This is a genomic window from Nocardia sp. NPDC055053 (genome assembly GCF_053608285.1).
The window spans coordinates 348,019-361,386 of record NZ_JBSGVD010000001.1; the positions used below are offsets into that span (position 1 = coordinate 348,019).

The 13,368-nt window shown below is 67.2% G+C and carries 9 protein-coding genes; 7 read left to right on the forward strand and 2 right to left on the reverse strand.

Going from position 1 to position 13,368, the window contains the following annotated elements; genetic code table 11:
- Positions 1-17 precede the first annotated feature (17 nt).
- Positions 18-857 (forward strand): DUF1266 domain-containing protein, encoded by an 840-nt coding sequence (locus tag ACWF82_RS01560; RefSeq protein WP_452496861.1) that lies wholly within the window; start codon positions 18-20, stop codon positions 855-857.
- Here the strand turns inward: ACWF82_RS01560 and ACWF82_RS01565 are convergent.
- Complete coding sequence (locus ACWF82_RS01565; protein WP_452496862.1) at positions 835-1,716, reverse strand: hypothetical protein; 882 nt, start codon at positions 1,714-1,716, stop codon at positions 835-837. The genes ACWF82_RS01560 and ACWF82_RS01565 overlap by 23 nt on opposite strands.
- A gap of 11 nt (positions 1,717-1,727) precedes the next feature.
- Positions 1,728-3,242 carry an IS607 family element RNA-guided endonuclease TnpB gene (tnpB, locus tag ACWF82_RS01570; RefSeq protein WP_452496864.1) on the reverse strand — a complete coding sequence of 505 codons (1,515 nt, stop codon included), beginning with the start codon at positions 3,240-3,242 and terminating at the stop codon, positions 1,728-1,730.
- Between the two features lie 474 nt (positions 3,243-3,716).
- Between tnpB and ACWF82_RS01575 the strand changes: the two genes are divergently transcribed.
- The 6 genes from ACWF82_RS01575 (at position 3,717) to ACWF82_RS01600 (ending at position 13,345) form a co-directional block, all read left to right on the forward strand.
- Positions 3,717-4,868, forward strand: a complete 1,152-nt coding sequence (locus tag ACWF82_RS01575) for a serine hydrolase domain-containing protein (RefSeq protein WP_452496866.1) — start codon at positions 3,717-3,719, stop codon at positions 4,866-4,868.
- 36 nt (positions 4,869-4,904) lie between these two features.
- Entirely contained in the window at positions 4,905-5,117 is a 213-nt protein-coding gene (locus ACWF82_RS01580; protein WP_452496868.1) for a DUF5302 domain-containing protein, read from the forward strand.
- Positions 5,118-5,296: 179 nt separating this feature from the next.
- Positions 5,297-5,704 carry a hypothetical protein gene (locus ACWF82_RS01585; RefSeq protein ID WP_452496870.1) on the forward strand — a complete coding sequence of 136 codons (408 nt, stop codon included), beginning with the start codon at positions 5,297-5,299 and terminating at the stop codon, positions 5,702-5,704.
- 1 nt (position 5,705) lies between these two features.
- Positions 5,706-6,323 carry a hypothetical protein gene (locus ACWF82_RS01590; RefSeq protein ID WP_452496872.1) on the forward strand — a complete coding sequence of 206 codons (618 nt, stop codon included), beginning with the start codon at positions 5,706-5,708 and terminating at the stop codon, positions 6,321-6,323.
- A gap of 3 nt (positions 6,324-6,326) precedes the next feature.
- Positions 6,327-12,929, forward strand: coding sequence for a putative T7SS-secreted protein (locus tag ACWF82_RS01595; RefSeq protein WP_452496874.1), 6,603 nt, complete (start codon positions 6,327-6,329; stop codon positions 12,927-12,929).
- Positions 12,926-13,345, forward strand: a complete 420-nt coding sequence (locus tag ACWF82_RS01600) for a hypothetical protein (protein ID WP_452496876.1) — start codon at positions 12,926-12,928, stop codon at positions 13,343-13,345. The genes ACWF82_RS01595 and ACWF82_RS01600 overlap by 4 nt, the downstream gene beginning before the upstream one ends.
- Positions 13,346-13,368: the final 23 nt, after the last annotated feature.

Sequence of the window (13,368 nt, forward strand, 5' to 3'; positions counted from 1 at the left end):
TGCAACCGGCAGGATCTGTGCAGCGACCGCGGGTTGCGGGATTTCCCGGCCCCGATATCGACGACGAACCCGATGTCTGGTCCGGTGCGGTCCTCGACGACGACCGGATCAGGGCACTCGCCGTCGGCGCCTACTACGGGCGCAGCTGGGGCGCGCACTGCGACGGGGTCGCTTTCCTGCCGGAGGAGCAGGGCAGCACCTCGACCCGGCGCGAGACCGCGATCGAGGGGCTGCACGAATCGTGGGGCGTCGACAACGCCGACGACGCGCGCGACACCATCCGCAGGCTGCTCGCCGGCATGCACGCGCCGCTGTTCGAACTCGTCCATCCGCTCGCCGTCGCCGCGGCGACCGAGCAGGGCCGGGTCGACCGGTCCGGGCTGGCCGACGAGCATCGCGAATTCCTGCACACGCTCTCGGGTTTCCGCGGCTATCGCGGGCCCGCCGGCATCGACCGCGACTACGACGCGTGGCTGCAGGCCATCAAACTCGGCATCACCGACAGCCTCCCGACACCGCTGCAGACCGACGCCACCGCGTGGGATCTCGCGCGGCTGGTCTTCATCGCCCGCGCCGCCTGCACCGCCGGGTATCTCACCGAGGACGACGCGTGGGACCACATGCTGACCGGCCTTGACCGGGCGCGTCAGCACTACCGCAACTGGCGGCAGTTCGGCGACGGCTTCCTCACCGGCGCGATCTTCTGGGCGGCCGCGCAGGACCTGTCGGCCGCCAGGACCCAGATCGCCGAACGCAGGCGGATGATCGCCGGGCTGCACCTGCGCCCGTCGAGCCCGTGGCGGCGGGTGGCCCTGCATCAGGGTGCGCCGGTGTTCAGCCCGGCATGGCCAGCATGATGCCGACGGCCTGGCGCCGGAACGGATCGTCGGCGACCATCCCCAGCTTGCGCCGCTCCACCAGCAGCTGCCATTCGCCGAATAGGTCCGCCGAGGACGGCAGCGACTGCGCGATCGACCCGTCGACGTGCTCGATCTCGCAGGCCAGCCGCAGCGCCTCGGCGACCCGGCCGAAATCGACCGCCTCCCAATCGAGAAAGTCCAGCTCGGCACCGGCGCCGGACACCCGCAGCGTCACCACCTGACCCGGCGCGGTCCGCACCTCGGCGCCGTTCAGCACCGCGACCGGGAACTCGTAGACCGCCCACGCCGAGACGAACAGCAGCCGCAGCGTGGTGATCGCGACCAGTCCCGGTGCGCCCTCGTGCCCGGCCTGGGCCAGCTCGAGCACGTACTCGTCCGGTCGCGCGCAGCCGTGCAGGATCTCGATCTCGCGCCCGGAGTTGCCCGCGTACCGCATCCGCGCCGCCGCGGCCGTCACATCGGGGCGCAGCGTGCCGTTCGGGCCGGGAACCGGGGACGGCGGAACGAGATTCGGGCGCGGCGGGAACACCCGACGCAGACTGATCAGATCCCGCTCGACCGCCCTGACCAGGACCTGCGCCTGCTCGCGCACCCCGGTCTCCAGGAACACCGGCACCGGATGCCGGTCGGTCGGCGCGCCCTGCACGCTGACCTGCGCGGACCGGAAGAACAACAGCATCGCCAGCTGGTCCTCGTCGGTGGTCGCGAGCGCGATCCTGGCCAGCTCGGCCACGGCGATATCGAGCGCGGCCTCGTTGTCGGCCCGCAGCGGCGTCGTCACCAGCCGCCCGTCCGCATAACGCACGGCGACCCGCGCACCCCATACCTCGATCACAGCCACATCCGTTACCCGACCTGCGCGTATTTGTACAACTCAGATCGGGCAGCTCCTCCTTGCGAAGCAGCAGTCCCCGTCTGATCAGCGAGAGTCTCGCTGTGCGGGGTAGACGTTTCTACGCCACCCGCCAGTCCCAATGTATCGGTGAGACTGGTCTTCTGGTCGACTCCACGTCCTTGTCCAACCCGATGGCTGGCGGCCGGGCTAGTCCCGGTACCGGTCCCCGATGTGCCACCCACGGGGGTGGGCTCGCCGAGGCGGGCGAGGTTCACGGCGGCATTGGAGTCGCGGTCTACGACGAGACCACAAGCGCCGCAATGATAGACGCGTTCAGACAGCGGCAGCTTGGTTTTCGCGCCACAGCCAGAACACAGTTGAGTGGAAGCAAACCACCGATCCGCCACGACGAGCTCGGCGCCGTACCAGAGAGTCTTGTAGCCGAGCATCCGCCGCACCTGTGCGAGGGAAGCGTCGGCGAGTGCACGGTTCAGCCCACGTTTGCGGCGTCCGCCGTGACGGCACATTGCCGCGACGCTCAAGTCTTCGACAACCAGAACATCGTGTTCTCGGGCCAAACGACTGGTTGCCCGATGGAGTTCGTGGCGACGCAGACTCGATACCCGACCGTGGGTTTTCCCAACCTGAACGGTGGTGGCCCGCCACCGGTTGGACGGGTCGCGGCGGGTTTTCGTGTCTGGGTCCCACGGGCCCTGACGGCGGGCCGCGCGGCGCTGCAGACGCCGCAACTTGTCTTGTGCTGCGGCCAGCGGCTTCGACGCCTGGATCCGATCGACCTCGGTGCCGTCGGGCGCGGCGACTACGAGCAGGTCCCTGACTCCTGCGTCCACCCCGACGATCGGGTGCTGCGACCGAGCGGCGTGGGCGGGCCGTTGTTTTCCAGCGACGATCGTCTGGAACGAACAGTGCCAGCGGCCACCGTCGAAACGCACTGTCGCCGACAAGATCCGGGCGGTGCCTGCCTCGACTCGGCGGGCAAGTTTGCGGGTCGACTCGTGCGTGTGGACAGATCCGAGCCGTGGCAGCGTGACATGACACCGGTCGCGTTCGACCCGGATGGCGCCTGTGGTGAACCGGATCGACTTGGCGGCGTGGTGCTTGGCCTTGAATCGTGGGAATCCGATATTTGGGCCTCGACGTTCGCCCTTGCGAGATTTGTTCCACGCGTCCAAAGCTCTCGCGAGTGCGTCCAATCCAGTGTTGTACGCCTCTTTGCTGTTCTCAGACCACCACGGCGCGTGCTCGAGCTTGCGTCGGTTCCACGTCTTCCGCAGCGCAGCCAGCGTCCATCCTTGCGGAGGTGTCATCCTCGATTCAGGGACACCGTAGGAACGTTCCGCCGCACGCTGATTCATCACAGCCTTCACGTACGCCAGCATGTGGTTGAACGCGAATCGTGCTGCACCGCAGTGCGATTCCAACTCACGCGTCCGCCTGGAAGACGGATCTAGCGCGAACTTGTAGCCCTGTACGGTCCATCCTGCGGGAACCTCGAACGCAGCCAACGATCACACCACCCGGATCGATTCGGGCTTGGTTGCCGCGTCGGCCGTCGCGTCCTGCCAGGATGCCACCGACGTGACCACTGGAAGAACCCCTATCCGACACCGCGCGACACGATCCCGATGATCCACAGTGACTTGATACCAGAGGGTCACGACACGCTACGCATCGGACTGCCGTTTAAGCTCGTGGCGCCCGCGCGGCTGCCCCGAACGAAGGGACACCGGGATTGCTGATCAGCAAAGGGGCGCGTCCCGTTGAACGGTGGAGTTCAGATCAGACCACCCATGTCTGCACACCAAGGTCTACCTCAGCAATCGAACATTCGGGCTTATCGGGCCAGCGAATCTGATCGGAACACCATGCAGCAGCCCCGGCCTGGCCAGCTCCACCTCACAGAACCCTACCGAGGGCAATATCACGGTGTAGATTCGATTGCGCTCGGGTGAGTTTTCTTCCACGAAGGGATCGCCGTCATGAGCGTGTCGCCCCGGAGGGCGAGTGCGGTGCTCGCGGTTCTGCTCGTCATCGTCACCGGGGCCTGCGGGCCCGACAGTGGCACCAGTTCGTCCCCGCCTTCCGACAGTCCGGAGGCAGCGCGGATCACCGATATCGTGCGCGACAGGGTGACCGAGCTCGGTGTCAGCTCAGCGGTCTACGGCGTCTGGCGGGGCGATGAGCAACTCGCGCTCGGCGCCTTGGGCGGCTCACCGCTCGGCGTCCCCGCGACCCCCGAGATGAAAGTCCGCGTCGGCCAGCCGATGGAGCCCATGCTCTCCACCGTGCTGTGGCGCCTCGACGGTGACGGTGTCCTGAAGATGGACGAGCCGATCGCCCGCTGGCTGCCCGGCTTCCCGCGCGCCGACAAGATCACCCCGCGCATGCTCGCCGACAGCACCTCCGGCATCGCCGACTACGTGACCGAGCCGGAATTCCTGAAGATCTTCGGCGAGAACCCGATCCGCGAATGGACGGCCTCGCAACTGCTCGAACGCGCCAACGCCCGCCCACCGCTGTTCGAGCCGGGCACCGACTTCGCCTACGCGCACAGCGATCTCGTCGTCCTCGGCGAGGTCCTGCAGACCGCGGCCGGAAAGCCGTTGGGCGAGTTGATCGCCGACCACATCCTGATCCCGTTGGGCCTGCACGACAGCAAGGTCGTCCTGAACCCCGCGATCGACGCCCCCTACCTGCACGGCTACACCAACGAACGCAACGTCTTCGAGGACTCCACTTTCTGGAACCCCACCGCCTTCCTGCACAGCGGCAACATGAACGCCCCCGTCACCGACATCGCCCGCTGGGTCCGCGCCCTCGCGACCGGCGAACGCCTCACCCCTGACCAGTTCCAGCAGATGATGGGCCCCTCCACCGCAGGCCTTGGCCCGCTCACCACCGAAAAGTACTTCGCCTTCGGCGTAGTCCACCTCGCCGACTGGCTCTACATGAACCCGGCCTACGGCGGCTACAACGGCGTCGCCCTCCACGACACCACAACCGCCACCACCATCATCGTCTACACCACCCACGGCCCCACCTCCCCCGCCACCAACAACGCCATCCCCATCGGCACCGCCCTCGCCACCCACCTCATCCCCGACCGCCCACCCGCGATCCCCCAGGGATGAACATCGGAGAGTGCCCGGAGGTGGCAGGCTGTGTGGATGGCCGACGAACTAGAACCCACCGCCGAACACTCCGGTGGCGACGTAACCGAGTCGCGGGAAGAAGCGACCAAACGGAAGTTCCGCGAAGCACTCGAGCGAAAGAACGGGAACGCCGCTGTGGGCGGCGCCGCCCAGAACGCCGCCAAGGTGCGCGGCACGCAAGCCGCAGCGGGCGGCAAGCGCACCTTCCGCCGCCGGGCAGGCGGCTGACCTGCCAGCACGGAGCCCCTCACCTGAGTTCCAGGTCAGGGGCTCCGTGCACGATTTTGGTGAGGACTTTCCCGTCCGCACTCGAGAACAGCCGTGGACAAGCCCTCCTACGAACAGAGGTGTTCCCGTAGAATGTCCTGAGCGACAGCAATAGTCGGCACGGCGGGGAGGTTCGGGGGATGTCCGAGGGCGACGGCCGCGACCGGCTACGCGATGAAATCGCCTCCTACTATGCGGGTTTCGGACAGCCCGACGCACTGCGCGCGGCATTTCGCCAAGCCGCGCTCCTCGTTCCGTTGACGGCCGACGATCGCGTCTCCTTCGCACACTGGGGTGGTGTCGACTGGTTGTGCACCTTCACGACCATCGAGGAGTACGCCCGGTTCGTGACGGCTCGCGATCAGCGGCAACACGGCGGCATCGACGCCGATCTGGAGTACCGTCACCACTGGCTGTTCGGGTGGCGACTACAGGAATACGCCGAATCCCGTGACGAACCCACCGGGATCGCGATCGACATCGTCGGTGCGGCGCCGATGGCATTTCCGCCGGACGTCGCGGACGAATCGACGGAGGGGGAGGGCTGAGATGACGAAGGTGAAGGTCGACCCCGCGGTGCTGCAGCAGGCCGCGACGGGCATCGAGGACACCATCGGCCAGCTGTCGGAAATGGGGATCGGCGAGACCGGCAACATGGGCCGGGGTTTCGCGCTGCTCACCCTCTCGACACTGGAGGCGGGCAAGCACACGGTGCAGAAGACCTTCGAGGAATTCACCGAACGGTGGTCCTGGGGTGTTCGCGCGCTCGTGCAGGGCGGCAGCGCTATCGCGCAGACACTCGGCTTGGCCGCGGGCCGCTACGACGAAATGGACGCCAAGGCCGAGGGCACGCTGAAGAAGATGTGGACGCACCTGGCAGGCAATCCGCACCTGTCCGACGAGGAGATCACGAAGAGGTCCTGGGGAGACACCTTCGCCGACAACTCCTTCAACCATGTTCGCAACGCGGATTACAGCCTGCAATCCTTCGAGAACGCCAACAAGACCATTCAGACGAATATGAAGGTGATCGAGGCGGTCGGCCCGCAGGCGCTGGCGAATGTGAGCCCACAGAGCGGGCTGCTCACCGGCGAAACGCCCGGCTGGGACACCGGTGCCGCGCAGCGGGCCGCCGACATCATGCAGAAGGAGCAAGGGGGGCAGTAGTCCGTGGGGATCGGTGATTTCATCGACAAAGTCGGGAATGCGATCGAGGACGGTGTCGAGAATGTCGTCGAGCGTGCGGGACAGGTCATCGATGACGGCTTGGACGTCGTCGGCGACGCGGCACAGCATGTCGGCTTGGAAGGCATCGGCAACGCCCTCGACGATCTGGGCGACAATATCGCTTCCGCCACCGGTGGCGATGTCGAGGAGGAGGAACTCGGTCAGACCGAGGATCCGAAGGAACTGATCCTGGGTGAGCCGACCGAAATCGGTTCCGCTGCGGAGACTTTGAAGAAGATGGCGACGGCCGTCGAGTCGACGGGCCAGGCGCTGCAGAAGATCGATGCCGCCGAATGGACCGGCAAGGGCGCGGACGCGTTCAACGAGGTCTACGACAAACAACCGAAACTCTGGTTCGACGGCGCCGACGCCATGACCGCGGCCGCAGGTGCCCTGGAGGCGTGGCAGAACGAGGTGAAGGCCGCACAGGACAAGGCGCAAACCGCCATCGACCGCTGGAAGGCGGCCGACGCCGAGGAGCGCCGCAAGAAGTCCTGGTGGAATGCGCTGACCGGCGAACAGCAGCAACAGAATCCGCTCATAGACACGTGGACCGCGATGCGCAACGAAGCGCGAGACATTCTGCGGGGAGCCCGGATTCAGCGTGACAACGGCGCGTCGATCGCCGTCGGCGCGGTGTCCGCGGCTACCGAGAAGGCACCCAAGGAACCGCCGTTCACGCAACGGTGGATCGCCAATATCTCCGATCTCGGCGGGGTGCTCGAGCACGGTGCGCTGAATTTCTATTCCGGCTTGCTCACCAGCCTCACCGGGCTGGTGCAGTTCGTGCGGCAGGTGAATCCGACCGATATCTACAACATCACCCACCCAGCGGACTACGCCGAAGGGTTGTCCAACCTCGGCACCGGACTCGTTGTCGCCGTGGCTGATCCGGGCGCGGCCGTGACGGCGATCCTGAAGGACGCGCGGGCCAACCCGTTCGAATTCGCCGGTGCGCTCACCGGTGACGCCCTGCTCACGGCCGCGACCGGCGGTGGCGGTAGTGCGAAGGTGGCCGTCAGTGCGCTCAGGCGGCTCAGCAACGCGGGACGGCACCTGCCCGACGGACCGAACCCGCACAGTCCGAGCCCCACCCGGGAAACATCGCCGACCAGGGAACCCACGCCGACCAGGGAGGCCGACCCGCGCGCGGGCCTGCCGAATTCCGAACCGGGGCACTCGCCGGGTGAGGCACGCCCGGTCGAGGCTTCACCCCAGCGGGAAGCGCAGGCGCCGAGAGCTGAGGACAACGACGGCGGTCACTCGCAGACGTCACAGCGCACTGAGCCGCAGCAGTCCGAGCGCCCATCACCCACTGACCGGGAGCAGCCCGCCGCCGCGCCCGAAACCCGCGGCAACACACCCGATCCCGAACCTACTCAGCGGGCCGACCCCAGCCCGTCATCGGACTCGAGCCCGGACCCGGACCCGAAAACGAGCCGCCCGGAACCACGCCCGGAAGCAACGAGCACATCGCAGCCCGATTCGACACCGGCCCAGCGAGCCGATACATCGCCCGCGCAGCAGCCGGACCACACACCCACACAGCGAGCGGACACAACACCGACACAGCAGTCCGATACGACGCAGCGGGCGGATCCGACGCCAACGCACCAGACCGACCACACACCGACTCAACGCGCAGACCCGGCACCCACGCACCAGACCGACCCGACATCGACACAGCGCACGGATTCCACACCCACGCACAATGATTCGGCGCCGACGCAACGTGCGGACACGTCACCCTCGCAGCAGGCGGATACGACGCCGACGCAGCGCACCGATTCACCCACTACGCAGCAGCCGAATCCGGCTGCATCGCACTCGGATCCGGCCCATTCGCGGACGGAATCGGACAACGGCCCCGCCGCGCGCCCCGACCACGACTCGCCACGTGCCGACCGGGACGGCACACCGAGTCCGCACCGGGATACGGACTCACCGCAGGCTCGGGAGCATCCCACCACGAGCCCGACACAGCACGGCACCGACGGCCCAGCGACGTCACCTGACACCAGGCCGACCGGGGACGTGGACACCAAACCCACGACAAGCCCGGATACGACGCCGACGGCCGTCTGGCAGCCCAGTTCCAGCGTCCACCCCGACGGCGGACCAGCGCGCTCACAGACCGACGCAATACCCCCGCGCACCACCACACCCGCTGGCACACCACATCAGCCGTCAACCCGGCCCGATCCGATATCGCCACGGCCACAACCTGATTCCAACCCGCGACACACCGCAGACACTCCGCGGGCGGGCGCGGCACCGGACCCATCGGTGCGCCCCGGTCCACACTCACCGCTGGCCGCCGGGCCCCGCCCGGATTCTCCGGGGCACACGACGCCCCGCCCGGAGACCACCCCCACAACCCGCGCCCAGCCGGACTCCCCCGGTCGAGGACCGAACGATCCGGCCAGTTCACGCGATCACGCCCCGGATCGCACTCCCACCGACCGCGACCACGATCTCCCGGTAGACCGCACTCCGGACTCACCCACCGACCGCACTCCAGACCGCAGTCCTGACTCCACCGATCGCACGCCGGCACGCGACCGCGATCCCGACTCACCCACCGACCGAACGCCCGACCGCAAACCCGACAACGATCGCGACCCAGCATCCCCCAGCGAACGCAAACCCGACCGCGACTCACCCAGGGATCGCACCCCGGACAGCGACCACGACGCGCCCAAGGACCGCACCCCCGATCGCGACCACGACTCCCCCAAGGACCGCACCCCCGATCGCGATCGTGATCGCGAACCGAACCGCGACAGCCGGCCCGACCATGAACGCGAGCCCGACCGCGACCGCGACGACGATCCCGACCGCCCCACGGCACAGGATCGCGCCGACGCCGATCGCAACGCGCACGACCATGCGCGGGAGTCCGGTGCGGAGTCCGATCGCACCCCGGACCAGAAGACCTGTTCGACCGATCCGGTCGACATCAGCACCGGTGAGTTCCTGCTTCCCGAAACAGATCTCGACCTCCCTGCGGTCCTGCCGTTGATGCTGCAGCGGGCACACCATTCCGGCTATCGGTTCGGGCGCTGGTTCGGCCCGTCGTGGTCGAGCACGTTGGACGCGCGGATCGTCGTCGAGGACGCGGGGGTCACATTCATCGGCGAGAACGCGATGATGCTCGCCTACCCGCACCCCGAGGTCGGTGTTGCGGTGCACCCGCTCACAGAAGGGCAGCAATGGTCGTTGACCCGCACCGACACCGGCGGCTATCGCGTCTGGGATCAACGGCGAGAGGTGATCTGGCACTTCGCACCCGAGTCGGGGCTCGCCGGCGTCGAAGCCCGATACGGCAACTACGCGATCTCGGCCATCACCGACCGGCACCACAACCGTATTCGGTTCCACTACGACTCCGACGGGGTGCCGGTCGAGGTCACGCATTCGGGCGGATATCGGGTCCGCGTCGACACGGACCGTGCGCGGATCACGGGACTCTCGCTGATCTCGGACGATCCAGATCTCGGGGAGTTCGCCACGCCGGTCATGGAATTCCACTACGCCGGAGCTAACCTGGTTGCTGTCACCGACGCGGTGGGGGCGACTACCCGCTATACCTACGATGACGAACACCGGATGACCTCCTGGACCGACTCCAACGGCAATCGGATGGTCAACACCTACGACGAGTCCGGCCGCGTCGTCTTCCAGCGTGGCTCCGACGGAATCCTGAACTGCGACTATGACTATCGGCACCTTTCCGACGGATCGGGTCGGCTCACCACCGTCACCGATTCGCTCGGCGCCACGACCTCCCACGGCTTCGACCGGGAATTGCAGCTGCGCGATCTCATCGACCCGGCCGGTGGCCACACCCACATCGACTACAACGCCGACCGCAGGCCGCTGACCATCACCGGGCCCGACGGAGCAACCACCCGCTACCGGTACAACGGCACGGGCGATCCGTCGAGGATCATTCGGCCCGACGGGAATGCGACCGAGATCGAGTATCTCTGGCGTAACCGCCCGACCACGATCACCTCCCCCGATGGTTCGGTATCGCACCGCGAATGGTCGGCCGACGGTGACCTTTCCGCTGTCGTCGACGCCGTCGGCGACCGTACCGAATTCACCTACCACCCCAACGGCGCGCTGGGCGCGATTGTCGAATCCAACGGCGCCCGCACCACCATCGAGGTAGACGATGCGGGGCTCCCGATCCGGGTCACCGAACCGGATGGCGCGGTCACCCGCATCCGCCGCGACGCCGCGGGCCGCCCCACCCGAATCACCGACCCCCTCGGCGGTGTCACCCGCTACGACTGGTCGCCCACTGGAAGACTGCTCGGCAGAACAGATCCCGATGGCCACTCCGAATTGTGGACCTACGACGGGGAAGGCAATACTCTCCGGCACACCGACCGCGCGGGTGGTGTCACCCGATATTCCTACGGCACCTTCGACCTTCTGCACTCCCGCATCGACCCCGACGGTGCCACCACCCGATACAGCTGGGACACCGAACGCCGCCTCACCGCCGTCCACAACCCGATCGGCCACAGCTGGACCTACGAATACGACAGTGCCGGAAGGCTTGTCGCGGAAACCGACCACGCCGGCGCCACCACCCGATACACCCTCGACCGTGCCGGACGACTCACCGCGATCACCCCGGCCACCGGCACGACTCGCCACCACCGCCACGACATACTCGGCCGCCTCACCGAGATCACCGCGGGTGACGAGTGGATCCGCTACACCCATGACCCGGCGGGACGCGTCCTGGCCGCGGTCAACGGTGTCGGCGCGAATCCCACACACTCCCTGGAATTCTCCTACACGGCGGCCGGAAGTCTCGCCTCGCAGCAGTGCGACGGACAGCCACCGATGCTGTTCGAACACGATCAGCGCGGCTACCGGACCCGCCGGACCACTCCCTCCGGCGCAGTGGCCGCTTGGCACCGTGATTTCGTCGGCCGCCTCGACCTGCTCAGCGCCGACGAGCACGACATCACCTTCGGCTACGACCCCCTCGGCCGGCTGACGAGCTGGCGGGTCGGCGAGCTGGCGGTGACCCGTGGTCTTTCCGCGCGCGGCCAGGTGGCCCACCAGGAGGTGACCGCTTTCCCCGCGCGAGCCGTGTCGCTCGAGTCCGGCTCCACCTCGCGGCAGGCCCCCCACCGACTCCGCCGCGACGAGTTCACCTACCGCCCGGATGGCTACCTCACCACGCACACCGTCGCCCGGTCTCAGTCCGACGTCCTCCAGCGCGACTACAGCCTCGATGCCACCGGTCGAATCACGACCATCGCCACCAACGGTGCTCCCACCGAGCGCTACACCTACGATGCGCTGAGCAACATCGTCGAATCGACGGCCTCCGAGACCACGCAGCCGTCGCCGGACAACAGCCGCCGGGAGTACCGGGGCAACCTGCTCATCCGCGACGGCCGTACGCGCTACCACTATGACCCCGCCGGGCGCGTGATCCGCAAAACCACCGTCCGGCTCTCCCGCAAACCCGACGTGTGGCACTACCGCTACAACGCCTTCGACCAACTCACCGATGTCTGGACCCCCGACCATCAGTGGTGGCACTACACCTACGACGCCCTCGGCCGCCGCACCACCAAACAGCGTCTCGCCACCGACGGCACGGTCCTCGAGCGCGTCGACTACCTCTGGGACGGCGTGCATCTCATCGAGCAGGCCACCGCCACCGCCACCATTCGCTGGCAGTACCAGCCCGGTTCGCACACCCCACTCACGCAGACGACCGACAAGGCCGCGATCGATCGCGAGTTCTACGCGATCATCACCGACCTCGTCGGTACCCCCACCGAATTGATCGACCCCGGTACCGCCCGCCCCGCGGCCACCGCGGACACCGACCTCTGGGGCCGGACCACCTGGCGCGGGAAGACGAGTACGCCACTGCGGTTCCCCGGACAGTTCCACGACCCCGAAACCGGCCTGCACTACAACACATTCCGGTTCTACAACCCCGACACCGGGCAGTACCTCACGCCCGACCCACTCGGTCTGGCTCCCGCACCGAACCCCTACGCCTACGCCACCAACCCACTCAGGTTCATCGACCCGCTCGGCCTGACACCGACAGCGTGCGAGCGGTTCGACAACTTCCGCAGACAGGTCACCCCCGACGAGCTCCACGATGCGCCTGCCCCTTACCCCGGCGGCCGCGACGGGCACGCGAGCGAGAAGCACCACGTCAGCCGGGCGGTTCAGGCCTCCATCCTCAACAACCCGGATCGAATATTCAGCGGGAATTACCAAGGCGTGAACCATCTCACCAACCAGCCCTACACCCGCGCGGTCGACATCTACTACCAGAACGGGTCCGTGGTGATCACCGACGCGGGCAACAAGAGCTCCGTCATCACTGCCTATGGTTTGATCGACAGGAATCGCTCGCATCGGCGAAGAGCCGTCGACCCGGACAGAAAGTGGGCGAACGACCCGAACTTCGTCGAGATCCGCACCCGTAACGGCGACAACGAAGTGATCTATCCCGACCGGGGGAGCTGGGAAAGGAACGACTGGCCGTGACGAGCCACAATGGCCCCGAAGACGATTCACCATCCGACCGGTGGGGGCCGACGATCGATGTTCTCGCCGCCTCCCTTGCTTCGCACCTCGGCCAGCAGGTGATCGTGGTCGATCCGGGCGGCGAGATGGCGGAGGGATTCTCCTGTCTCATCCGAAGCCCTGCGCCGACCGGACCATCCCTGCAAGTGGCATGGGAGGGAGTGCTCGGCATGAAGTTCACCGACGGACAGCCCGTCGTCAGCGTGTCGCTGTTCCTGTTCAGCCGAGGCCGCCGCCTGCGACTCGACGACCAGCCCGGCAGCTATCTGGAAATCGAATACGAGGGCCCCCTCGACGGCTCCGGAACCTGGCGCGACCTCGGCTGGCTCCAAGACGACTTCGGCGAGTTCGAGGCATACGACCGTTTCGGCGACTGATCGCCGCCCGCGAGCGGATCCCC

Coding starts and splice junctions, on each gene's coding strand:
- ACWF82_RS01585 (WP_452496870.1), top strand. CDS start 5,297: ATGTCCGAGGGCGACGGCCGCGACCGGCTACGCGATGAAATCGCCTCC.
- ACWF82_RS01590 (WP_452496872.1), top strand. CDS start 5,706: ATGACGAAGGTGAAGGTCGACCCCGCGGTGCTGCAGCAGGCCGCGACG.
- ACWF82_RS01575 (WP_452496866.1), top strand. CDS start 3,717: ATGAGCGTGTCGCCCCGGAGGGCGAGTGCGGTGCTCGCGGTTCTGCTC.
- ACWF82_RS01580 (WP_452496868.1), top strand. CDS start 4,905: ATGGCCGACGAACTAGAACCCACCGCCGAACACTCCGGTGGCGACGTA.